The sequence below is a fragment of the Pseudomonas oryziphila genome (genome assembly GCF_003940825.1).
Taxonomy (GTDB): Bacteria; Pseudomonadota; Gammaproteobacteria; order Pseudomonadales; family Pseudomonadaceae; genus Aquipseudomonas; species Aquipseudomonas sichuanensis.
In genome coordinates, this window is the sequence record NZ_CP034338.1 from 546,372 (window position 1) to 567,449 (window position 21,078).

Genomic DNA, 21,078 nt, shown 5'->3' on the forward strand with positions numbered 1-21,078 from the left:
GCCGCGAGATCAGGCTCGATCTCGCTCCAGCAGTGGTTTCAGATAGTGCCCGGTATAGGACTGCTGCTTCTCGGCCAGCTCTTCGGGCGTACCGACGGCAATGATCTGCCCGCCCTTGGAGCCACCCTCCGGCCCCAGGTCCACCAACCAGTCCGCCGTCTTGATCACATCCAGGTTGTGCTCGATGACCACCACGGTGTTGCCGTGGTCGCGCAGACGATGCAGCACGTCCAGCAGTTGCTGGATATCGGCGAAGTGCAAGCCTGTGGTCGGCTCGTCGAGGATGTACAGGGTCTTGCCGGTATCGCGCTTGGACAGCTCGCGCGACAGCTTGACCCGCTGCGCCTCGCCGCCCGACAGCGTGGTGGCTGACTGCCCCAGCTTGATGTAGGAAAGCCCCACGTCCATCAGCGTCTGCAGCTTGCGCGCCAGTGCTGGCACCGCGTCGAAGAACCCACGGGCATCCTCGATGGTCATTTCCAGCACCTCGTGGATGTTCTTGCCCTTGTACTTGATCTCCAGGGTTTCGCGGTTATAGCGCTTGCTCTTGCACACATCGCACGGCACGTAGATGTCCGGCAGGAAGTGCATTTCCACCTTGATCAGGCCGTCGCCCTGGCACGCCTCGCAGCGCCCGCCCTTGACGTTGAACGAGAAGCGCCCCGGGCCATAGCCACGGGAGCGCGCCTCCGGCACACCGGCGAACAGCTCACGGATCGGTGTGAAGATGCCGGTATAGGTCGCCGGGTTTGAACGCGGCGTGCGACCGATCGGGCTCTGGTCGATATCGACCACCTTGTCCAGGTGTTGCAGGCCATCGATGCTGCTGTGCGGCGCCGGCTCCAGGGTGCTGGCACCGTTGAGCGCGGTGGCCGCCAGGGGGAACAGGGTGTTGTTGATCAGCGTCGATTTACCCGAGCCGGACACACCGGTCACGCAGGTCAAAAGGCCAATCGGCAGTTCCAGGTCGACGTTCTGCAGGTTGTTGCCGCGCGCGCCCTTGAGCTTGAGCGACAGCTTCTTGTTGCGCGGGGTGCGCTTGGCCGGCACGACGATCTTCTTGCGCCCGGACAGGTACTTGCCGGTCAGCGAATCGGGGTGCGCCATCACCTCGTCCGGTGTGCCTTCGGCGACGATCTGCCCGCCATGCACGCCGGCCCCAGGGCCGATATCCACCACGTAGTCGGCCAGGCGGATGGCATCCTCGTCGTGCTCCACCACGATCACCGTGTTGCCCAGGTCGCGCAGGTGGTTGAGGGTGGCCAGCAGGCGGTCGTTGTCCCGTTGATGAAGGCCGATGGACGGTTCATCGAGGATGTACATGACGCCCACCAGGCCGGCGCCGATCTGGCTGGCCAGGCGGATCCGCTGGGCCTCGCCGCCGGACAGGGTGTCGGCGCTGCGGTCGAGGGTCAGGTAGTCGAGGCCGACGTTGACCAGGAACTGCAGGCGCTCGCAGATCTCCTTGAGGATCTTCGCCGCGATCTCGCCACGGCGGCCGGTCAGGGTCAGGTCGCTGAAGTAGTTGCTGGCTTCACCGATCGGCAGGTTGGTCACCGCCGGCAGGGTCTTCTCGCCCACCCACACATGCCGCGCCTCACGGCGCAGGCGGGTGCCGCGGCAGTCGGGGCAGGGCTGGGTGCCAAGGAACTTGGCCAGCTCTTCGCGCACGGTGGCCGACTCGGTCTCGCGGTAGCGGCGCTCGAGGTTGGGCACGATGCCTTCGAACGGGTGCGAGCGCTTGACGATATCGCCCCGGTCGTTGAGGTACTTGAAGTCGACGCTTTGCTTGCCGCTGCCGTGCAGGATGACCTTCTGGTCCTCGGCCGAAAGCTCGCCGAACGGCTGCTCAAGGCTGAAGCCATAGTGCGCCGCCAGCGAACCGAGCATCTGGAAGTAGTAGACGTTACGCCGGTCCCAGCCGCGTATCGCCCCCTCGGCCAGGGTCAGCTCGCTGTTGACCAGGCGCTTGGTATCGAAGAACTGCTTCACCCCCAGGCCATCGCAGGTCGGGCAGGCGCCGGCCGGGTTGTTGAAGGAGAACAGCTTCGGTTCCAGCTCGCTGATCGCATGGCCGCAGATCGGGCAGGCGAAGCGCGCGGAGAAGATCGTCTCTTCGCCGTCCTCGTCATCCATCGGCGCTACCAGGGCGATGCCGTCCGCCAGCTTTAGCGCGGTCTCGAACGACTCGGCCAGGCGCTGTTGCAGGTCGGCACGCACCTTGAAGCGGTCTACCACCACATCGATGCTGTGCTTCTTCTGCTTGTCCAGCTTGGGCAGTTCGTCCAGCTCGTAGAGCTTGCCGTTGACCCGCGCACGCACGAAGCCCTGGGCGCGCAATTCGTCGAACACCGCCAGGTGCTCACCCTTGCGCTCGCGGACCACCGGTGCCAGCAGCATCAGCTTGCTGCCTTCGGGGTTTTCCAGCACCAGGTCGACCATCTGGCTGATCGTTTGCGCTTCCAGCGGGATGTCGTGGTCCGGGCAGCGCGGCGTGCCCACCCGCGCATAGAGCAGGCGCAGGTAGTCGTAGATCTCGGTGATGGTGCCCACGGTGGAGCGCGGGTTGTGCGAGGTGGACTTCTGCTCGATGGAAATCGCCGGCGACAGGCCTTCGATGGTGTCGACGTCGGGCTTTTCCATCATCGACAGGAACTGCCGGGCGTAGGCCGACAGCGATTCCACATAGCGGCGCTGGCCCTCGGCATACAGCGTGTCGAACGCCAGCGACGACTTGCCGGAGCCGGACAGGCCGGTGATCACGATCAGCTTGTCCCGCGGTAGCGTGAGGTCGATGTTCTTCAGGTTGTGGGTACGTGCCCCACGAATCAGGATCTTGTCCACTGCGGCCTCGCTCGGCGGGCATAAACAAAGGAGTATACGGCGCGCTGCCAGTACGCGGCAAAGCGTCGCGCAGATGCCGCCAAGCCGTCGGACTGATAGAATCGCCGCCGGTTCACACGAGGTTAATCCATGCACGACACCCACAACGAGCGCATGAGTGGCAGCGAAACCCGCGCCGCTAGCGGCCTGGCCCTGGTCTTTGCCTTTCGTATGCTGGGCATGTTCATGGTATTGCCGGTGCTGGCCACCTACGGCATGGACCTGGCCGGTGCCACGCCTGCGCTGATCGGCCTGGCCATCGGCGCCTATGGCCTGACCCAGGCCGTGCTGCAGATTCCGTTCGGCATGATCTCCGACCGCATCGGCCGCCGCCCGGTGATCTACCTGGGCTTGGTGATCTTCGCCCTCGGCAGCGTGCTGGCGGCCCAGGCCGACTCGATCTGGGGCGTGATCGCCGGGCGCATCCTGCAAGGTGCCGGGGCCATTTCCGCAGCCGTCATGGCGCTGCTGTCCGACCTCACCCGTGAGCAACACCGCACCAAGGCCATGGCCATGATCGGCATGAGCATCGGCCTGTCGTTTGCCGTTGCCATGGTCGTCGGGCCGCTGCTGACTCGCGCCTTCGGCTTGTCAGGATTGTTCCTCGCCACTGCAGGACTTGCCCTGGTCGGTATCGCCCTGATCGCCTTCGTCGTGCCCAACACCCACAAGACCCTGCAGCACCGCGAGTCCGGCGTGGCCCGTCAGGCCCTGGGCCCGACCCTGCGCCATCCGGACCTTCTGCGCCTGGACGTGGGCATTTTCGTCCTGCACGCCATCCTCATGGCCAGCTTCGTCGCGCTGCCGCTGGCCTTCGTCGAACGCGGCGGGCTGCCGAAGGAAGAACACTGGTGGGTGTACCTGACCGCGCTGCTGGTTTCATTTTTTGCAATGATCCCCTTCATCATCTACGGCGAGAAGAAGCGCAAGATGAAACGCGTGCTGCTTGGCGCGGTCAGTGTATTGTTGCTGGTGGAGCTGTTCTTCTGGCAGTGGGCTGACAACTTGCGCGGACTGGTGATCGGCACCGTGGTATTCTTTACCGCCTTCAACCTGTTGGAGGCATCCTTGCCTTCGCTGGTCAGCAAGGTGTCGCCCGCCGGTGGCAAAGGGACTGCAATGGGTGTGTACTCCACCAGTCAGTTCCTGGGTGCCGCGCTGGGAGGAATCATCGGTGGCTGGTTGTTCCAGCACGGTGGCCTGAGCATGGTGTTTCTCGGTTGCGCGGGGCTGTGTGCCCTGTGGCTGGTCACTGCGTTGCGCATGAACGAGCCGCCTTACGTGACCAGCCTGCGCATGCCGCTGACGCCAGAGGCAGTCCGGGAAGCCGGGCTTACCGAGCGCCTGATGGCCGTGCCGGGTGTGACCGACGCCGTGGTGGTGGCAGAAGAAGCCGCCATCTATATCAAACTGGATACGAAAATTTTGGACCGTGCGACCCTCGAGCGTCTGGTGAACCCAGCCTCTTCGGCGTGCGAAGCCTAGGAGAACGTTATGGCCCGTGGGGTTAACAAAGTCATTCTGGTCGGTACCTGCGGTCAGGATCCCGAAGTCCGCTACCTGCCCAACGGTAACGCCGTGACCAACCTGAGCCTGGCCACCAGCGAGCAGTGGACCGACAAGCAGTCCGGCCAGAAGGTCGAGCGCACCGAGTGGCACCGCGTTTCGCTGTTCGGCAAGGTTGCCGAAATCGCCGGCGAGTACCTGCGCAAAGGTTCGCAGGTGTACATCGAAGGCAAGCTGCAAACCCGCGAGTGGGAAAAAGACGGCATCAAGCGCTACACCACCGAGATCATTGTCGACATCAACGGCACCATGCAGTTGCTTGGCGGCCGTCCGCAGAACCAGCAGGGTGGCGGCGACCAGTACAACCAGGGTGGTGGCAACAACTACAACCAGGGTGGCGGCCAGCAGCAGTACAACCAGGCCCCGCGTCAGCAAGCCCAGCGTCCTCAGCAGGCGCCACAGCGCCCAGCGCCGCAGCAGCCGGCTCCGCAGCCAGCCGCCGACTTCGACAGCTTCGACGACGATATTCCGTTCTGATCGCAAGCGCTCGGCGTTACGCCAACTCGAAAAACCCAGGGCCTGTGCCCTGGGTTTTTTTATGGCCCCTCGCGCAGTAACGCAATCACCGACTGATGGCATATTGGCGCCAGGAATCTTGGCTTTGTCTGGCGCAACTGGTAGCGTGCGCGCCACGACGCACAGGGTGTGCGCAGGTCATCACAGGGAGCAGCACATGACAGTCGCCAATACCGTCATTACCGGCATTGAACTCGAGCAATTGCTGGACCGCCTCGACGGCGTCCTCCAGGACCATGGCGCTGCCGCGCTGCTGGAGCAACTGCAGGCCGAGCCGCTGCAAGCCGACTCGATCGGCTCGATCGAGCGCCTGCATGTGCTGTGGGTCAACGCCGGTGACCTCCACGCCGCCACCCGCGTGCTCGAGCATGACGGCCAACGCCTGCTTGAACACTGCGACCCCGCCGCCCGCGCCGAACTGAGCATGTGCCTGCTGCTCAAGCGCCTGCGCCTGGCCAATTACTGCGACGACGAAGCGCTGCTGGAGCAACTGCTCGACCAAGCCCAGGCCATGGCCCAGGTCGCGCCGGACTATGACGTCGAGCACTACCGCCGCGCGCGTATCTTCGAGCAGCTCGAGCAGCGTTGCCTGGCGCTGGCGCTCAAGGCCATCGATGCCCGCCACGCCCTGACCCTGCTCAACCCCGGGCGTGCCAGCCTGCGCGCCTGGGATCAGGCCGACCGCGCCTGCCGCCGCGCCTGGGCGCTGCACAACCACCAGCAGCAGGCCGAAGCCCACGAGGTCGCCCTCGAAGCTGTGGCCGCGTTGCGCCAGGCCGGCCCGGACCAGGACATCGACCAGGGCGACTGGACCTGGCTGGGCAATAGCCTGATCGAGCTGATCCCGTTGCGCCTGGCCATGTTCGAGCAACCGGTGATGGCGCTGATCGCCGACCTGCCGCTGGCCCAGCGCCGCGAGTGGGAAGTGCGCCTGGCGCGCCTCGCCGCCCGGGCCATGCATGCCCAGGGCGACCTGCCGGGCGCCTTGCGCATCCTGCCGGCCGCGGCCATTGCCCTGGACTGCGAAGGCGACAACAGCTTCATCGCCTATGAGCTGCCTTGGCTGGTCGAGGCAGGCGAAATCGAACGGGCAGGGCGCCGAGCCTTCCACGAGATCTACGACCTGCGCGCAACCGCCGGGCCGGTCTCGGCACAGGTGGTGGTCGAGCGCCTGCTCGCCCAGGACCCGAGCGTCTGGTGGCCACTGTGCGTCATGCGCGCCTGTGACAGTGAAGAGGTGCTGGAGCACTTCCTGGCGTGCCTGCCGGCCCTCGACGAGTCGCCAGCGGGGAAGGGCGCGCTGCTCGAAGCGCTGTACGACGATGGCGAACAGCCCGAACGGCTCGCGCGTCTGTATGCCCTGGCCCTGGCCGAGGCCCAGCGCATCGCCCCGCGCCACCCCTGGATCCTGCGCTTGCAGGCCGTGCGCGACCGGCAGGCCGGGCGCATCGACGCCGTCACCGAGCTGGCCCTGCTGCAGGAAGCCTTCGCCAGCGGCCAGTTGGATGATCACCGCAGCAGCTATGCCCTGATGTACGCCACGGCCAGTGCGCAGGGCCTGCTCGCTGCCTTGCACCTGCCACCATTCACCCTGGCCAGTGGCTACGACTACTACAACCACGGCTGCAAGCTGTCGGGGCTGGTCGAGCACTTCATCGAAACCCTCGCGCCCGAGCAGCAGGCACAAGCCTGGCACTTGAGCGAGATGGCCCAGCGCGAAAGCTACGAGCGCGGCCAGGCATGCCTGGAGCGCTACTTCGCCAGCGGCCAGGGGCATCGCGGCGACGGTTGCGCGCACCTGTACTCGATGCTGTGCAACAACCTGGCGATCAACTACCGCTACCTCAAGGGCCAGGAGCGCGTCGCGGCGTCCATCGAACTGCACCAGCGCGGCATCGACGCCAGCCCCTTCGCCGAGCACTACCACGGCCTGCTCAACGCCCAGCTCGCCCTCGACGACCACGCGGCGGTGTGCCAGGCGGCGGAAGCCCTGTGGCACTTCGTCCTGGCCCATGGCTACGGCCGTCACGACCCGGATGGCTACATCGGCAAGGTCGCCAGGGCGCTGTATTTCCTCGACCGTGACCACGAGATCACGATCTGGCTGCAACGCCTGCTCGACTGGCAGGCCGAGCAGGAAATCACCGATCAGCAAGTGGACTACGACGGCCTGCGCTGCCGGATGAAGGTAGCCCTGCACCTGGCCCCCACCCAGCCGGACGCCGCGCTGGCGCTGTGGCAGCGCTTTGAAGCGATCATCGTTGGCCACAACGACACGCTGCTGACCTGGGATGCCGGTGACCTGTTCAAGAACCTCGGTCGCAAGGATGAAGCCATCGCTCGCTACACCGCGGCACTGGCCCTGTGTGCCGGCAGCGAGGCGCCCCACGACGTGGCCAACGCCGCCACCCTGCGCCAGGTCATCGACGAGATGCAGCAGGAGCCGGTGCAGGCGCCTGCGGCCAAGCGCTGGTGGCAAGTGTGGAAATGATCGCCACCCCGCGCGCCGGCGCCTATGCGCCGCGCAACCTGCTCAACGCCGAAGCGCTCAAGCGCCGCCTTGAGCAACGCAGCCAGGCCAGGGGCGACGAAGCGCCGGTGCGTAGCTGGCTGCTCAACCATTTCTACCGCCAGCTGGTCGGCAACTTCGAGCCGGTGCACAGGGTGCACAGCCTCGAGCAGGCCGCGACCTTGCTGCAAGGCCAGGCCGTGCCAGCCTGGGTCGGCCGCCACCTGGAACAGGCGGCCAAGGCGGATGGCGCCGTGACGCTCGCCTGGCTCGACCCGGAACACCCAGCGGTGCTGGAGCAGGAGGCGATGCTGGTGGAGTTCCTTGCCGCGCGCAAAGGCACGGCGCTGGACGGCAAGCTCGAACGCATCAACTGCCCGCAGGCCCTGGCGCTGTGGCACCAGGAACACGCCCGCATGGCCGCGCGCCAGGCCCAGGGATGGCGCCAGAGCCGGCCCGAGGCAGTGCGCCAGGTGGTCGAATGCGCCGAGCACGCGCTGGTCGAGCTGCTGCCAGACGGCCCGCACCTGCGCGAGGAAATGGCCTTCGAAAGCTACGTGATGCGCCACTGCCTCGGCCAGTTCGCCGACCGTCGCGCCCTGCACGGTGGCTACGGCGAAAGCTACGCCGAGGCCGTGGAGGCCGGGCGCATGCGCATCTTCAGCCTGCGCGATGGCCAGGGCCAGCCGCACATCACCATCAGCCTGCTGGTCATGGCCGACGGCAGCCTGCGCCTCGACCAGCTCAAGGGCAAACAGAACCGCCCGCCGGTCGGCCGCTACCTGGACGACGTGCTCAGGTGCCTGAACGCCCTGGGCACCGACCGGCAAACGCCGGCGGATTGCCTGGCCATCGGTGTGGTGCGCTGTGACGCGGGCTGGTGCCGGCTGGAGGCGGTGACCGACCCCGCTACCCAGGCGCGGCTGATCGCCCAGCACCCGCAGTTGTTCGACCGTTTCGCCGCGCCCTCGGCGCTGGTGGAATGGCTGGTGGCGGCGCGTCAGCCCGAACAGTTGCGGGCGACGCCACCGCGCACCGCCACGTTGCGCTACGCCTTGCGCCACCTGCTTGGCCAGCCCGCACATGACGGCCCGGTCTACGCGACTGAAGCCGTGACCTGGCCCGGCATGACCGCGGCCATGGCCGCTGGCATCGCCGATTGGCTATCCACCCAACGCTGAGGCTATTGCGATGTTGATCTTCCTGGGCATGCTGGTCGCCACCTGGCTCCTTGCACGCTGGCTGCGCCCGCGCGCGCCGGATTTCGAGCTGTACAGCCCCCGCAGGCACCTTGCGCTGGCGCTGGCGAGCCCCATGGCAGAGGCCATGCAGGTGGACGGTTTCTACAACAAGCACTGCACGAACTTCACGCAAAGTGCCCAGGACTTCCTGCGCATCCCCTTGCTGCACATCGTTGGTCTGCAAGGCAGCGCCAGCGACGAAGAGATCCAGCGCTACTTCGCCACCGACTTCGAGCGCCAGTGGTTCCGCCTTGACCTGCTCAACTTGCAACCAACCGACGACCCGCGTGCCGCGCTGGCCTTCGCCTGCCTGCGCTGCGCCTTTCTCGTGCGCTGCGCCCTGTTGCTGGGTTGGCTGGCGCCCGACATTGGCTGGCGCGTGCTGTTGCTCAACGCCCAGCGCGCCCAGGACTGTTTCGATGGCTGGGCGGATTTCGGCGCGGCCTATCTTGCCGGTCGTCGGCAATGGGTCGGGGCCTTTCGCGCCGATTCGTTGGGTCTTTTTGACGAACAGCGGCTTCAGGCATTGCTGGCGCCCGAGGGGCGTTGGGCCGAGCTGCCGTGGCGCGAAGTGCCTGCATTGAGTCCAGAACTTCAGCCGGCATGAGCGCATGTTCTTGTTGCAAGATGCTGCGGGGCTCGATGTAGGAATGCCCTGAAATTTGATTCAAGTAATTGTGTTTCGAGCGCATCACTGATTACTGTTGCGGCCCTTCAATGAAGTCTGGTGTTGGCGCTAACATGTGTTGTTGCTTATGTGTGTGAAATTTAAGTTAAAACAACGGAATATTGTTTCAAGCATTAACCTGACAACTTTCCCAGGTGGGTCAGGGTATATATGAGTGCCATCAGGGAAACCCCTAGAAGCCCGCTGCTCCTGTGTTTGCTATCCATTTGAGTGATTGCAAAGCGCTATTGATAGCATTAGGCTATTCGACCGTTTGATCGACTGCCCACCGGATTGTGGGCTGAATCAATAGAACTTCCAGATCGGCAAATCCTGAACGTCAGTTCCAGGGTCGATGGCGAGGTTCTAACTGTGAGAAAAGGATGTCCTACTCTTCGAAGCTGGCCGCGCGCTATCTTGAACTTGGCAAAAACTCTGTCTCCCCCGGGTCTTTCGGCGGTGAAGACGTGCGTTTTTCCACCGAGTTCGAAGCCCTCGAAAGCGAGCTGACCCGCGCCCAGTCGATCCACGCCAGCGGCCAGGTGGACTGGCTGAAAATCCTCGAGAACAGCGAAGCGCTATTGCGCGACCAGTCCAAGGATCTGCGCGTGGCCTCGTGGTTCACCTGGGCCCTGTTCCAGCGTGAATCCTACGCCGGCCTGCTGGCCGGCATCAGCGTGCTGCGCGAGCTGTGCGAGCAGCATTGGGACGACGTCCACCCCGCCAAACCCCGTACCCGTTCCGCCGCCATCGGCTGGCTGGTGCCGCGCCTTGAACAGGCGCTGGGTGCCGACATCGCCATCAAGGAGCAGTTGCCGCTGTTCCAGCAGATGGTCGAGCAGCTAAGCGGCCTGGAGGCGGCGCTGTCCGCCCGGCTGGGGGACGACGCGCCCCTGCTGCTGCCGATCTGCCGCGCACTCAAGGGCCAGGTCCAGCGCTCCGCCGACAACGAACCACAACCCGGTGCAGTCGGCGCCATCGTCGCCCAGGTCAAGCAGGCCGCCACCCAGCTGTTCACCCCCGGCGAGCCGGTGGAGAACGAGAAGGACGCCAACAAGGCCCTGCGCGCCCAGCAAGAACAGGGCCGGCAGCTGTGCGTGTGGTGGCAGCGGCAGAAAGCCACCGACCTGCGCGCCCTGCGCCTGAACCGCACGCTGCTGTGGTTGCCCATCGAAGCGATGCCCGAGCGCAACGCCGAGAACGTCACCGCCCTGCGCGGCCTGCCCGCCGACAAACTCAAGAGCTACAAGGATCGCTTCGAGCAGGGCAACTACGCCGACCTGCTGGTGGAGCTGGAAAACAGCGTGGCCAAGGCACCGTTCTGGTTCGATGGCCAGCGCCTGGTGTGGGAGTGCTGCCAGGCCCTGAACGTCGAAGCCGGCATGCGCGAAGTGGAGATGAACTTCGCCTCGCTGTTGCAACGCCTGCCCAGCGTCATCGAGCTCAAGTTCCACGACGGCACCCCGTTCGCCGACCCCGAGACCCGCGCCTGGGTCGCCGCCCAGGTCACCCCCCACCTGCAAACCGCCGTGGCCCAGCCAGTGGCCGAGCCCGGCGTGCGCCAGGCTCCCTGGGATGAGGCCCTGGAGGCGAGCCTGCCGATCCTGCGCAAGGACGGCCTCAAGAGCGCGGTGCAGCACCTCAAGCAGCAGATGCAGGGCGCCCACGGCGGGCGCGAGCGCTTTTTCTGGCAACTGAGCCAGGCGCGCCTCTGCTACACGGCCAAGAAATACGAACTGGCCAAGACCCAACTGGAAGCCCTCGACGAGCAACTGCGCCAATCCGGCCTGGATGCCTGGGAGCCAGACCTGTCGTTGCAGGTATTGCACCTGTTGCACACCTGCTGCGAGCTGCTGCCGCAGAACCATGTGGTGCGCGAACGCAAGGACGAGATCTACCGCAGGCTGTGCCACCTCGATCTCGAAGTCGTACTCGAATAGGCCCAAGGGCCATAACCCTCAAGGAGAAAACCAATGGCCAAAGAAGGCTCGGTAGCCCCCAAGGAACGCATCAACGTTACCTTCAAACCCGCCACCGGCGGAGCTCAGGAAGAGATCGAACTGCCATTGAAGCTGCTGGCGATCGGTGACTACACCCTGCGTGCCGACGATCGCAAGATCGAAGACCGCAAGCCGATCAGCATCGACAAGATGAACTTCGACGAAGTGCTGGCCAAGCAGGAACTGAGCATGACCCTGGCCGTGCCGAACCGCCTGCAGGAAGGCGCCGAAGGCGACGAGCTGGCGGTGAGCCTGCGCGTCAACACCATGAAGGACTTCAACCCGGCCAGCCTGGTCGAGCAAGTCCCTGAGCTGAAGAAGCTGATGGAGCTGCGCGAAGCCCTGGTTGCCCTGAAAGGCCCGCTGGGCAACGCCCCGGCCTTCCGCAAGGCCATCGAAGGTGTGCTGGCCGACAACGAGTCCCGCGAGCGCGTGCTCGGCGAGCTGGGCCTGAACGCTCAGCCGGACGCCTGATCCCCCTAGTCAAGGAAGCCTAATTGCCATGAGCACCGCAGCAGAGCAACAGAGCGCCGAGAACAGCGAATTCAGTATTCTCGACAGCATCATCGCCGAAACCCGCCTGACCCCGGACGACGAAGCCTACGACATCGCCAAGCGCGGCGTGTCGGCCTTCATCGAAGAACTGCTCAAGCCGCAGAATGACGGCGAGCCGGTCAAGAAAGCGCTGGTCGACCGCATGATCGCCGAGATCGATGCCAAACTCAGCCGCCAGATGGACGAGATCCTCCACCACCCGGACTTCCAGTCCATGGAGTCCGCCTGGCGCGGCCTGCAGTTGCTGGTCGACCGCACCAACTTCCGCGAAAACATCAAGATCGAGATCCTCAACGTCTCCAAGCAGGACCTGCTGGACGACTTCGAAGACTCGCCGGAAGTCATGCAGGCTGGCCTGTACAAGCACATCTACACCGCTGAATACGGCCAGTTCGGTGGCCAGCCGGTCGGCGCGGTCATCGCCAACTACTTCATGTCGCCGAGCTCGCCAGACGTCAAGCTGATGCAGTACGTCTCCAGCGTCGCCTGCATGTCCCACGCGCCATTCATCGCCGCGGCCGGCCCGAAATTCTTCGGCCTCGAAAGCTTCACCGGCCTGCCAGACCTGAAGGACCTGAAGGATCACTTCGAAGGCCCGCAGTTCACCAAGTGGCAGAGCTTCCGCGAGTCCGAGGACGCGCGCTACATCGGCCTGACCGTGCCGCGTTTCCTGCTGCGCAACCCGTACGACCCGGAAGAGAACCCGGTCAAGTCGTTCGTCTACAAGGAAACCGTGGCCAACAGCCACGAGCACTACCTGTGGGGCAACACCGCCTACGCCTTCGGCACCAAGCTGACCGACAGCTTCGCCAAGTTCCGCTGGTGCCCGAACATCATCGGCCCGCAGAGCGGTGGCGCGGTGGAAGACCTGCCGCTGCACCACTTCGAGAGCATGGGCGAGATCGAGACCAAGATCCCGACCGAAGTGCTGGTGTCCGACCGTCGCGAGTACGAGCTGGCCGAAGAGGGCTTCATCGCCCTGACCATGCGCAAGGGCAGCGACAACGCGGCGTTCTTCTCGGCCAACTCGGCGCAGAAACCGAAGTTCTTCGGCATCAGCGCCGAAGGCAAGACTGCCGAGCTGAACTACAAGCTGGGCACCCAGCTGCCGTACATGATGATCGTCAACCGCCTGGCCCACTACATCAAGGTCCTGCAGCGCGAGCAGCTGGGCTCCTGGAAGGAACGCACCGACCTGGAGCTGGAACTGAACAAGTGGATCCGCCAGTACGTGGCCGACCAGGAGAACCCGAGCGCCGAAGTGCGTGGCCGTCGTCCGCTGCGCGCCGCCCAGGTGATCGTCAGCGACGTGGAAGGTGAGCCGGGCTGGTACCGCGTCAGCCTGAACGTGCGTCCGCACTTCAAGTACATGGGCGCCGACTTCACCCTGTCGCTGGTCGGCAAGCTGGACAAGGAGTAAGCGACGATGGGCAATGGTTACGGAAGCCTGTTCGAGCGCCTGAGCGGCGAAGCCGACCAGCGCGCCAACTGGCGGCGTGAAGACGCCGCCATGGCTTCCGTGGCCGCTCATCTGGCGAAGATGCTCAGCACCCGGGCCGGCAGCGTGCAGACGCTCGCCGACTACGGGCTGCCCGACCTCAACGACATGCGCCTGAGCCTGCACGACGCGCTCAGCCAGGCACGCCGGGCCATCGAGTACTTCATCGAAGCCTACGAACCGCGCATGTCCGATGTCCGGGTGGTGTCCCGCCCGCGTGATCACGATCAGCTCAAGCTGGCTTTCAGCATCGAAGGCCAGCTTGAGGTGGACGGAATCAAGCGCCAGGTCAGTTTTGCCGCGCGCCTGGATGGCAGCGGGCAAGTCAGAGTCAGTCAAGGAGACGAGTGATGTTGCGCCTCCCATAGCCTGAGTTTTCCCCCAACCCTTGCGCGGCAAACGGTCGGCCCAGTGGCCCGGCCCCGCGCATGCGCAGTACCGGCCACTGGCGGTACCCGAGAGCTGAATTCAGGCGGAACGACGGATGTCCTTCAATTACTACTACCAAAGCGAGCTGACGGCACTGCGCCAGCTGGGTCGGCGTTTTGCCGAACGCAGCCCGGCGCTGGCGCCGTACCTCGGCCAGGCCGGGCGCGACCCGGACGTCGAGCGCCTGCTTGAAGGTTTTGCCTTCCTCACCGGCCGCCTGCGGCAGAAGCTCGACGACGAACTGCCCGAGCTGACCCACTCGCTGATGCACCTGCTGTGGCCGAACTACATGCGCCCGCTGCCGGCCTTCAGCATCCTGCAGTTCGACCCCCTGCGCCAGGCCGGCCCGGCGCTGCGGGTCGAGCGTGACACCCCGGTGGAAGGCCGGCCGATCGAGGGCGTCAGCTGCCGCTTTCGCACCTGCTACCCCACCGAAGTTTTGCCCCTGCGCCTGAGCGCGCTGAACTACTCGCTCAATGGCCAGGGCGCGCTGCTCAGTCTGCGCCTGGACATGAACTGCGACGGCAACCTGGGCGACGTCAAGCTCAGCAAGCTGCGCCTGCACCTGGCCGGCGAGCGCTACATCAGCCAGATGCTCTACCTGAGCCTGCTGCGCGGCCTGGCCGGCATCGAGCTGATGCCGCTGGACAGCCACGGCAAACCGATGGTCAACGCCAAGGGCGAGCCGCTGCTGCTGCGTGCACCGGCGGCCAAGGTGCACCCGGTGGGCTTCGCCGAGGAAGAGGCGCTGATTCCCTACCCGCTGAACACCTTCCGCGGCTACCGCTTCCTGCAGGAGTACTTCGCCTTCCAGGACAAGTTCCTGTTCGTCGACGTGACCGGCCTGGACGTGCTGCAGAGCCTGCCCGAGGAAACCCTCAAGCAGGTGCATGGCATCGAGCTGCGCTTCGACATCCGCCAGGGCGAGGCCCAGCGCCTGCGCCCGACCCTGGACAACGTCAAGCTGTACTGCACGCCGATCGCCAACCTGTTCAAGCACGACGCCCTGCCTATCCGCCTGGATGGCAAGCAGGACGAATACCTGCTGCTGCCGGCCGAGCTCGACCCTGAGCACTGCGGGGTGTTCTCGGTCGACGGCGTGACCGGCTGGAGCCCCGGCGGCCTCGGCTACCAGAGCTACGTACCCTTTGAATCGTTCGAGCACGACGCCAGCTTCGACGTGCCGGAGAACCGCTCGCACTACAGCATCCGCCAGCGCTCCTCGCTGCTGCATGACGGCCTCGACACCTACTTGAGCTTCGGCGTGCACCAGGCCGAATCCCACGAGACGCTGTCGATCGAGCTCACCTGCACCAACCAGAACCTGCCGCGTCGCCTGAAGCTCGGCGACATCTGCATGCTCAGCGAAGAGACCCCCGAATTCCTCACCTTCCGCAACATCACCCCGGTCACCGCCAGCTACGCGCCGCCGCTGAACCGCGACTTCCTGTGGAAGCTGATCAGCAACATGTCGCTGAACTACCTGTCGCTGGCCGACGTTGATGCACTCAAGGTGATCCTCGAAACCTACGACCTGCCGCGTTACTACGACCAGCACGCGGAAAAGGTCAGCCGCCGCCTGCTTGGCGGGCTCAAGGCGATCCGCCACCAGCACGTCGACCGCCTGCACCGTGGCCTGCCGCTGCGCGGCCTGCGCACGGAACTGACAATCGACCCGGAGGGCTACATCGGCGAGGGCGACCTGTTCGTCTTCGCCTCGGTGCTCAATGAATTCTTCGCACTCTACGCCAGCCTCAACTCGTACCACGAGCTGCGGGTGAAAAGCACACAGGGGGAGGTGTACCAATGGACACCACGCATGGGCCTGCAACCGCTGCTGTAAGCCGGCTCAGCCGGAGCATCCGCGAGTACTCGCTGTTCCAGGCCGTGCTGCTGGTGATGGAACAGCTGCGCGAGGCGTACCCGTACCTGGAAGACGAAGAGCTTTACGACCTGGTCGAGTTCCAGGCCAACCCCAGCCTCGGTTTCCCCGGCAGCGACGTCGATCGCATCGAGTTCTTCCGCGAGCACGGCCAGTTGCGCGCGCGCATGCGCTTCAACCTGATCGGCCTGGTCGGCTCCAGCTCGCCGCTGCCGGCGTTCTATGGCGAACAGGCGCTGGGCGACAACGAGGACGGCAACCCCACGCGGATGTTCCTCGACCTGTTCCACCACCGCCTGCAACGCCTGATGCTGCCGATCTGGCGCAAGTACCGCTACCGCGCCAGCTTCGAGAGCGGCGCGCTGGATGGTTTCTCGTCGCACCTGTTCGCCCTGATCGGCCTGGGCGGCGACCAGATCCGCCAGGCCAAGGAACTGAACTGGAAACGGCTGCTGCCGTACCTCGGCGTGCTCAGCCTGCGCGCCCACTCGGCGGCGCTGATCGAGGCCGTGCTGCGTTACTACTTCAAGCACGCCGACCTGGTGATCGAGCAGTGCCTGGAGCGGCGCGTCGACATCCTCGAAGAGCAGTGCAACCGCCTGGGGCTGGCCAACAGCCTGCTGGGCGAGGACGCCGTGCTGGGCGAGCGCGTGCGCGACCGCAGCGGCAAGTTCCGCATCCACATCACCCAGCTGGACTGGCAGCGCTTTCACGAATTCCTGCCGATCGGTTTCGGCTACCAGCCGCTGTGCGCGCTGACCCGCTTCACCCTGCGCGACCCGCTGGACTACGACATCCGCCTGGAGTTGCGCCGTGAAGAGATCCGCGAGCTGCGCATCGGCGAACAGAACGTCTGCCACCTGGGCTGGACCAGCTGGCTGGGTCGCGAGCGCGCCGATGGCGTGGTGACCCTGGGAAGCAAAATTCATTAAGGACCAATGGCCATGATCAACGTAGACCTGCAACAACTCGTCCAGGCCCTGGACGCCGACAGCCGCCGCGACCTTGAACGTTCCGCCGAGCGCTGCGTCGCCCGCGGCGGCAGCAAGATCCTCATCGAGGACCTGCTGCTGGGCCTGCTCGAGCGCCCCGACAGCCTGTTGCAGCGTGCGCTGCAGGACGCCGCGATCGATACCGGCGCGTTCAGCGCCGCGCTGCAACCCAACGTCGAGCACAGCGCCACCCGCAACCCGGTGTTTGCCCCGGAGCTGGTGCAGTGGCTGCAGGACGCGTTGCTGGTCTCCAACCTCGAGCTGGGCCAGAGCCAGGTCGACCAGGCCGCGCTGATCCTCGGCCTGCTGCGCAACCCGCTGCGCTATGCCGGCAGCCGCTATCACAAGCTGCTCGGCGGCGTGGATATCGAACGCCTCAAGGGCTACGCCCTGGCCCAGCAACCGGCCGCCGCCAAGGCCCCCGGCGCGCCCCAGGGCGAATCGATGTTGCAGCGCTTCACCCACAACCTCACCCAGCAGGCCCGTGACGGCAAGCTCGACCCGGTACTGTGCCGCGACGCGTCGATCCGCCAGATGATCGATATCCTCGCTCGCCGGCGCAAGAACAACCCGATCGTGGTCGGCGAAGCCGGCGTGGGCAAGACCGCCGTGGTCGAAGGCCTGGCCGCGCGCATCGTCGCCGGCGAAGTGCCGCCGGCCCTGCAAGGGGTCGACCTGCTGGCGCTGGACATGGGCCTGCTGCAGGCTGGCGCCAGCGTCAAAGGTGAGTTCGAGCGCCGCCTCAAGGGTGTGATCGACGAGGTCAAGGCCGCGCCGCGCCCGGTGATCCTGTTCATCGACGAAGCCCACACCCTGATCGGCGCCGGCGGTAACGCCGGTGGCTCCGACGCCGCCAACCTGCTCAAGCCAGCCCTGGCCCGTGGCGAGCTGCGCACCATCGCCGCCACCACTTGGGCCGAGTACAAGAAGTACTTCGAGAAAGACCCGGCCCTGGCCCGTCGCTTCCAGCCGGTGCAACTGCTCGAGCCCACCGTGGGCGAGGCGGTGACCATCCTGCGTGGCCTGGCCCAGCTGTACGAAAAGAGCCACGGCATCTACCTGCGCGACGACGCCGTGGTCGCCGCCGCCGAACTGTCGGCGCGCTACCTGACCGGCCGGCAACTGCCCGACAAGGCCGTCGACGTGCTCGACACCGCCTGCGCCCGGGTGCGCATCAGCCTGGCTGCCGCCCCCGACAGCCTCGAGCGCCTGCGCGCCGAACTGGCCGAGGGCGAACGCCAGCGCAATGCCCTGCGCCGTGACGCCGAGGCGGGCCTGGCCATCGACCACGAGGCCTTCGCCGCCCTCGAGCAGCGCCTGGCCGAAGCCCACGGGCAAGAGATCGAATTGGCCGCCCGCTGGGCCCGTCAGCGTGAGCTGGCCGAGCAGGTACTGGAGCTGCGCCAGCAGGTTGCCAACGCCGCCGTCGCACCGGCCGAACAGGCCGAAGGGGAGGAGGGCGAGTCCGTCGTCGAAGGCGAAAGCCGCGAACATTTGCAACAACGCCTGGCCGAGACCCATCAGGCCCTGCTCGACGCCCAGGCCGAAGAACGCCTGGTCAGCGCCGAAGTGTGCCCGCGCCTGGTGGCCGAAGTGATCAGCGCCTGGACCGGCGTGCCGCTGAGCCAGCTGGCCCGCGAGCACAACGCCAAGGTGATCACCTTCGCCGACGACCTGCGCGCCCGCATCCGTGGCCAGGAGCAGGCCGTGCATGCGCTCAACCGCTCCATGCGCGCCACCGCCGCCGGCCTGAACAAACCCGACGCACCGGTGGGCGTGTTCCTGCTGGTCGGCCCCAGCGGCGTCGGCAAGACCGAGACCGCGCTGGCGCTGGCCGACCTGCTGTACGGCGGCGACCGCTTCATCACCACCATCAACATGTCCGAGTTCCAGGAGAAGCACACCGTCTCGCGCTTGATCGGCGCGCCGCCCGGCTACGTCGGTTACGGCGAAGGCGGCATGCTCACCGAAGCGGTGCGCCAGAAGCCGTATTCGGTGGTGCTGCTGGACGAGGTGGAGAAGGCCGACCCGGACGTGCTCAACCTGTTCTACCAGATCTTCGACAAGGGCGTGGCCAACGACGGCGAAGGCCGCCAGATCGATTTTCGCAACACGCTGATCCTGATGACCTCCAACCTGGCCAGCGACCAGATCAGCGCCCTGTGCGAAAACGGCGAGCGCCCTGACGCCGAGCTGCTCGAACAGCACATCCGCCCGGCGCTCAGCCGCCACTTCAAGCCGGCGCTGCTGGCGCGCATGCGCGTGGTGCCGTACTACCCGGTGGGCGGCCCGGTGCTGCGCGAGCTGATCGAAATCAAGCTGGGCCGCCTGGGCGAGCGTTTGCAGCGTCGGCAACTGGGGTTCAGCCACTGCCAGGCGCTGGTCGACCACCTGGCCGAGCGCTGCAGCCAGAGCGAAGCCGGCGCGCGCCTGATCGACCACCTGATCGACACCCACGTGCTGCCCAAGGTCGCCGACCGCCTGCTCGACGCCATGGCCAGCGGCGAGGCGATCAGCCGCGTACACGCCACCCTCGACGGGGATGCCGGCGTGACCTGCGAGTTCGCCTGAGGTGGGGGTGATGTTCACGCACGTGCCACAACCGCTGGCCTACGCCGAAGCGCTGCTGGGCACCTTCACCGAGCTGGCGCGGGCAACTGACGAGCAAGGCCTGCTGCAGGCACTGGTGCCGGCCGTGGCCGAGCTCAGCGGCTGCCCGCTGGTGCAGGTCTACCTGCTCGACCCGACCCACACCCGGCTCGGGCTCGAAGCTGCCTGGCTCGACGGGCGGCTGCTGGCGCGCGACTGCTCCAGCCTGCCGGCCGACTACAACGGCGAGCAGCTGTTGCAGTTCGCCCTGTGCCAGAACCGCGTGGTGAACATCAGCGACCTCTCCGCCAGCCTGTTCGACACCAGCTTCCTGCCCAGCCAGGCCACGCCCTGGCAAGCACTGCTGGCGGTGCCCCTGCTGACCGCGCAACAGCGGGTGGCCGGGGTGCTGTTGTGCGTGAACCGTGTGCGCGGCGGGCTTGAAGCCTTCGCCGACTCCCTCGGCCAGCTCGGCAGCTTCACCATGGGCCAACTGCAACTGCTGCGCCGCTTGCACCAGCCCGGTCCACAGCCCCAGGCGAGCGGCCGCGCCCCGGTGGCCGCCAGCAGCTACGGCCTGATCGGGCAGAGCCCGGCCATGCGCCAGACCTGCCAGATGATCAGCAAGGTCCTGCACAGCCCCTACACCGTGCTGCTGCGCGGCGAGACCGGCACCGGCAAGGAACTGGTGGCCCGCGCCATCCACGACTACGGCCCGCGCCGCTCCGGCGCGCTGGTGGTACAGAACTGCGCAGCCTTCCCCGAGAGCCTGCTGGAGAGCGAACTGTTCGGCTACCGCAAAGGCGCCTTCACCGGTGCCGACCGCGACCGCCCGGGGCTGTTCGATGCCGCCGACGGCGGCACCCTGCTGCTCGACGAGATCGGCGACATGCCCCTGGCCCTGCAGGCCAAGCTGCTGCGCGTGCTGCAAGAGGGCGAGATCCGCCCGCTGGGCGCCAACGTCACCCACAAGATCGACGTGCGCATCATCGCCGCCACCCATCGCGACCTGGCGCAACTGGTCGCCGACGGCCTGTTCCGCGAAGACCTCTACTACCGCCTGGCGCAGTTCCCCATCGAGCTGCCGCCGCTGCGCCAGCGCGTCGGCGATGTCATCACCCTGGCCCGGCACTTCTGCGACAAGGCCTGCACTTTCCTGCAGCGCAGCCCGGTGGGCTGGACCCAGGCCGCCCTCGATCACCTCGAAAGCTACGCCTTCCCCGGCAACGTGCGCGAGCTCAAGGGCCTGGTGGAGCGCGCGGTGCTGCTGTGCGAAGGCGACGCGCTGGAGGTTGGCCACTTCTCGTTGAACCTGGCCGAACCGCCGCCCGAAGACAACGAGCTGAACCTGCGCGAGCGCCTCGAGAAGGTCGAGCGCAGCCTGCTGCTCGACTGCCTGCGCAAGCACGACGGCAACCAGACCCTGGCCGCCCGCGAACTCGGGCTGCCGCGGCGCACCCTGCTGTACCGGCTGGGTCGCCTGAACATCCAGATCGGCGATTGCGAGGGCTGACCGGCATGACCCCGACACTTACTCCCTTTACCCCAGGCGCACCTGTAACGGTGCCTGCCTCATCCGCACATGGAGCCGCCCCCATGCTTCACCGTTACTGCCGGGCCAGCTTGCTGGCCCTGCTCACCGCGTTCGCCCTGGCCGGTTGCACAGGCAACTACAAGTTCGACGACGACAGCTACCGCCCCCTGGGAGATCCCCAGGCCCTCAACCGTGACAACTGAGCGCAAGGAGCCCT

15 protein-coding genes are annotated in these 21,078 nt (G+C 66.0%); 14 read left to right on the forward strand and 1 reads right to left on the reverse strand.

Annotation, left to right across the window (positions count from 1 at the left end):
- Window positions 1-9 precede the first annotated feature (9 nt).
- Window positions 10-2,844, reverse strand: a complete 2,835-nt coding sequence (gene uvrA / locus EJA05_RS02690; protein WP_178125880.1) for an excinuclease ABC subunit UvrA — start codon at window positions 2,842-2,844, stop codon at window positions 10-12.
- Window positions 2,845-2,973: 129 nt separating this feature from the next.
- Between uvrA and EJA05_RS02695 the strand changes: the two genes are divergently transcribed.
- The 14 genes from EJA05_RS02695 (at window position 2,974) to EJA05_RS02760 (ending at window position 21,064) form a co-directional block, all read left to right on the forward strand.
- Window positions 2,974-4,368 (forward strand): MFS transporter, encoded by a 1,395-nt coding sequence (locus EJA05_RS02695; RefSeq protein ID WP_125462386.1) that lies wholly within the window; start codon window positions 2,974-2,976, stop codon window positions 4,366-4,368.
- Window positions 4,369-4,377: 9 nt separating this feature from the next.
- Window positions 4,378-4,926 carry a single-stranded DNA-binding protein gene (locus EJA05_RS02700; protein ID WP_110996355.1) on the forward strand — a complete coding sequence of 183 codons (549 nt, stop codon included), beginning with the start codon at window positions 4,378-4,380 and terminating at the stop codon, window positions 4,924-4,926.
- 196 nt (window positions 4,927-5,122) lie between these two features.
- Complete coding sequence (locus tag EJA05_RS02705; protein ID WP_125857234.1) at window positions 5,123-7,456, forward strand: hypothetical protein; 2,334 nt, start codon at window positions 5,123-5,125, stop codon at window positions 7,454-7,456.
- Window positions 7,453-8,655: a hypothetical protein gene (locus EJA05_RS02710; protein ID WP_125857235.1), complete on the forward strand. Its 1,203-nt coding sequence runs from the start codon at window positions 7,453-7,455 to the stop codon at window positions 8,653-8,655. Before EJA05_RS02705 ends, EJA05_RS02710 begins: the two co-directional genes overlap by 4 nt.
- 10 nt (window positions 8,656-8,665) lie before the next feature.
- Entirely contained in the window at window positions 8,666-9,322 is a 657-nt protein-coding gene (locus EJA05_RS02715) for a DUF1266 domain-containing protein (protein WP_125857236.1), read from the forward strand.
- Window positions 9,323-9,765: 443 nt separating this feature from the next.
- On the forward strand, window positions 9,766-11,322 hold the full coding sequence (tssA, locus tag EJA05_RS02720; protein ID WP_125857237.1) for a type VI secretion system protein TssA: 1,557 nt from the start codon (window positions 9,766-9,768) through the stop codon (window positions 11,320-11,322).
- 33 nt (window positions 11,323-11,355) lie between these two features.
- Window positions 11,356-11,856: a type VI secretion system contractile sheath small subunit gene (tssB, locus tag EJA05_RS02725; protein WP_110996291.1), complete on the forward strand. Its 501-nt coding sequence runs from the start codon at window positions 11,356-11,358 to the stop codon at window positions 11,854-11,856.
- 28 nt (window positions 11,857-11,884) lie between these two features.
- On the forward strand, window positions 11,885-13,357 hold the full coding sequence (gene tssC / locus EJA05_RS02730; protein WP_110996292.1) for a type VI secretion system contractile sheath large subunit: 1,473 nt from the start codon (window positions 11,885-11,887) through the stop codon (window positions 13,355-13,357).
- Window positions 13,358-13,363: 6 nt separating this feature from the next.
- Window positions 13,364-13,786, forward strand: a complete 423-nt coding sequence (tssE, locus tag EJA05_RS02735; RefSeq protein ID WP_125462391.1) for a type VI secretion system baseplate subunit TssE — start codon at window positions 13,364-13,366, stop codon at window positions 13,784-13,786.
- A 133-nt stretch (window positions 13,787-13,919) separates the two neighbouring features.
- Window positions 13,920-15,707, forward strand: coding sequence for a type VI secretion system baseplate subunit TssF (gene tssF / locus EJA05_RS02740; RefSeq protein WP_110996294.1), 1,788 nt, complete (start codon window positions 13,920-13,922; stop codon window positions 15,705-15,707).
- Window positions 15,671-16,678, forward strand: a complete 1,008-nt coding sequence (tssG, locus tag EJA05_RS02745) for a type VI secretion system baseplate subunit TssG (protein WP_125462392.1) — start codon at window positions 15,671-15,673, stop codon at window positions 16,676-16,678. Before tssF ends, tssG begins: the two co-directional genes overlap by 37 nt.
- A gap of 6 nt (window positions 16,679-16,684) precedes the next feature.
- On the forward strand, window positions 16,685-19,309 hold the full coding sequence (gene tssH / locus EJA05_RS02750) for a type VI secretion system ATPase TssH (protein ID WP_190306029.1): 2,625 nt from the start codon (window positions 16,685-16,687) through the stop codon (window positions 19,307-19,309).
- Between the two features lie 10 nt (window positions 19,310-19,319).
- Window positions 19,320-20,840 (forward strand): sigma 54-interacting transcriptional regulator, encoded by a 1,521-nt coding sequence (locus EJA05_RS02755; protein ID WP_125857239.1) that lies wholly within the window; start codon window positions 19,320-19,322, stop codon window positions 20,838-20,840.
- An 83-nt stretch (window positions 20,841-20,923) separates the two neighbouring features.
- On the forward strand, window positions 20,924-21,064 hold the full coding sequence (locus tag EJA05_RS02760) for a type VI secretion protein (RefSeq protein ID WP_125462395.1): 141 nt from the start codon (window positions 20,924-20,926) through the stop codon (window positions 21,062-21,064).
- The last annotated feature ends 14 nt before the right edge of the window (window positions 21,065-21,078 follow it).

Coding starts and splice junctions, on each gene's coding strand:
- EJA05_RS02695 (WP_125462386.1), top strand. CDS start 2,974: ATGCACGACACCCACAACGAGCGCATGAGTGGCAGCGAAACCCGCGCC.
- EJA05_RS02700 (WP_110996355.1), top strand. CDS start 4,378: ATGGCCCGTGGGGTTAACAAAGTCATTCTGGTCGGTACCTGCGGTCAG.
- EJA05_RS02705 (WP_125857234.1), top strand. CDS start 5,123: ATGACAGTCGCCAATACCGTCATTACCGGCATTGAACTCGAGCAATTG.
- EJA05_RS02710 (WP_125857235.1), top strand. CDS start 7,453: ATGATCGCCACCCCGCGCGCCGGCGCCTATGCGCCGCGCAACCTGCTC.
- EJA05_RS02715 (WP_125857236.1), top strand. CDS start 8,666: ATGTTGATCTTCCTGGGCATGCTGGTCGCCACCTGGCTCCTTGCACGC.
- tssA (WP_125857237.1), top strand. CDS start 9,766: ATGTCCTACTCTTCGAAGCTGGCCGCGCGCTATCTTGAACTTGGCAAA.
- tssB (WP_110996291.1), top strand. CDS start 11,356: ATGGCCAAAGAAGGCTCGGTAGCCCCCAAGGAACGCATCAACGTTACC.
- tssC (WP_110996292.1), top strand. CDS start 11,885: ATGAGCACCGCAGCAGAGCAACAGAGCGCCGAGAACAGCGAATTCAGT.
- tssE (WP_125462391.1), top strand. CDS start 13,364: ATGGGCAATGGTTACGGAAGCCTGTTCGAGCGCCTGAGCGGCGAAGCC.
- tssF (WP_110996294.1), top strand. CDS start 13,920: ATGTCCTTCAATTACTACTACCAAAGCGAGCTGACGGCACTGCGCCAG.
- tssG (WP_125462392.1), top strand. CDS start 15,671: ATGGACACCACGCATGGGCCTGCAACCGCTGCTGTAAGCCGGCTCAGC.
- tssH (WP_190306029.1), top strand. CDS start 16,685: ATGGCCATGATCAACGTAGACCTGCAACAACTCGTCCAGGCCCTGGAC.
- EJA05_RS02755 (WP_125857239.1), top strand. CDS start 19,320: ATGTTCACGCACGTGCCACAACCGCTGGCCTACGCCGAAGCGCTGCTG.
- EJA05_RS02760 (WP_125462395.1), top strand. CDS start 20,924: ATGCTTCACCGTTACTGCCGGGCCAGCTTGCTGGCCCTGCTCACCGCG.